At 55.0% G+C, this 1,855-nt stretch carries 2 protein-coding genes; both read left to right on the top strand.

The genetic code is table 11. The features are described from left to right. The first annotated feature begins 137 nt into the window (after positions 1-137). Positions 138-641: a RidA family protein gene (locus tag WA354_RS02855; protein ID WP_472811499.1), complete on the top strand. Its 504-nt coding sequence runs from the start codon at positions 138-140 to the stop codon at positions 639-641. A gap of 12 nt (positions 642-653) precedes the next feature. Then, positions 654-1,613 carry an alpha/beta fold hydrolase gene (locus tag WA354_RS02850; RefSeq protein ID WP_472811498.1) on the top strand — a complete coding sequence of 320 codons (960 nt, stop codon included), beginning with the start codon at positions 654-656 and terminating at the stop codon, positions 1,611-1,613. The last annotated feature ends 242 nt before the right edge of the window (positions 1,614-1,855 follow it).

The following is a 1,855-nucleotide window of genomic DNA, read 5'->3' as shown; positions in this document are numbered from 1 at the left end:
TACTCCTATAAAGAGCTGCAGGCTATCGCCATACTGTGAATCAACGTCTGACGAGCCCAGTGCGGGAAATCTGCACGCTGGGTTCTGTGGGAGCCGGGGGCGGGTGACTGCCTCCGGCCACCTAGTGAGTGAATTGGATGGCGTACCAAGATAGAGCAAGTCGAACAGATGCAAGGCCGTTTAGCGCTGAGGACCGCATCAGTGAGTTCGGCATTCGGCTTCCCACCCCACCGACTCCCTTCGGGTCGTACGTTGAGGCGGTGCGAACAGGAAGCCTTCTCTACCTCAGTGGAATGCTGCCCGTGGTCGATCACAAACCGGCGTATGTTGGCACACTCGGCTTGGAACTCGACACCAATGCCGGACAAGATGCGGCCCGCATTGCAGCCCTGGGCGCGCTCGCAGCAGCCAGGGATTACCTGGGAACCCTGGATCGAATCAAACGCGTTGTCCGCCTCGGCGTCTTCATGGTGGCTTCGGGGAATGCAGTCGATCAACCCGCTGTCGCGAATGGCGCTTCGGATCTTTTGCGAGATGTATTCGGTGAGGAAAACATGGCTGTTCGCTCGGTAATCGGAGTCGCCAGTCTCCCTTTGGGCGTTCCCATTGAATTGGATATCATCTTCGAGCTTAATGAGTGATAAGGAGGATGCATGCGGAAGATAAAGCTTGTGCCGTTCATGGTGACAGGCTTCGTGTTCCTCTTCACGATCGTGTCAGGATTGAACTCTCAGACGGAGGATAAGGTGATGAGCAATCAGGTATTTTATCGGACGGTAAAGGTCGATGGGTTAACGGTTTTCTATCGCGAAGCCGGTCCAAAGAATGGCCCGCCCATTCTTCTGCTTCACGGATTGCCCTCGTCCTCGCGCATGTTTGACGCCTTACTGACGCGGCTTGCCGACAAGTACCACTTGATCGCGCCCGACTATCCCGGCTTTGGCCACAGCGATTGGCCGGACCCGAAGCAGTTTGACTACACCTTCGACCACATCGCTCACGTCATCGATGATTTCTCGCAGGCACTTGGCCTGAGCCGATACACACTCTACATGCAAGACTATGGGGGGCCGGTAGGCTTCCGCATGGTGCTCGCGCATCCTGAGCGCGTCAATGGCCTCATCGTGCAGGACGCTGTGGCTCACAATGAAGGGCTTGGAGCGAACTGGTCAACTCGCCGTGCATTCTGGGCGGATCGTTCAGCGCATGAAGAGGACCTACGAAAAAATCTGCTTTCAATGGCTGCCACCAAAACACGCCACGTAGGCGACGATCCAAATGTGGAACTTTATGATCCCGATCTCTGGACCGACGAATTCGCGTTTCTGAATAGTCCCGGCCAGGCGCAGATCCAGAGCGACTTGTTCTACGACTATCGAACCAACGTCGACTCATACCCCAAATGGCAAGCCTGGATGCAGAAAACTCAACCGAGGCTCCTCGTGCTTTGGGGAAAGCACGATCTGTCGTTTGATTCCGGCGAGCCCGAGCGCTATCGCAAAGACGTGCTGAACGCGGAAGTACACGTACTGGATGCAGGTCACTTTGCTCTCGATACCAAGGCGGATGAGATCGCTGAAATTGTCCGCAGATTCATGAATGCAAAGAAATGATCGGGGGCTCATTCGCCGCGGAGGACTGAACAGGTCGTGCGACGCTGATCCGCTTAATTCATGCCATGGCATTGCGATCGGCCGGCGCTCCCAATCCTGAATTGTCGAACCAATACTTTCGTATCGATCGATACGATCGTTCAATTGATTCATCCTCGTTCCTCAGGCTTAATGAACCTGCGGCTGATCGGAAGAATCGTGTGCAGTAGAAGCCGCTTTCAGAAGGAGAGCACGTCATGACA

Origin of the sequence: Occallatibacter sp., assembly GCF_049802275.1 — a bacterium.
Classification (GTDB): Bacteria; Acidobacteriota; Terriglobia; order Terriglobales; family Acidobacteriaceae; genus Telmatobacter.
Note: the sequence above shows the minus strand (reverse complement) of the source record. Positions and strands in the feature narration are given on the sequence as shown.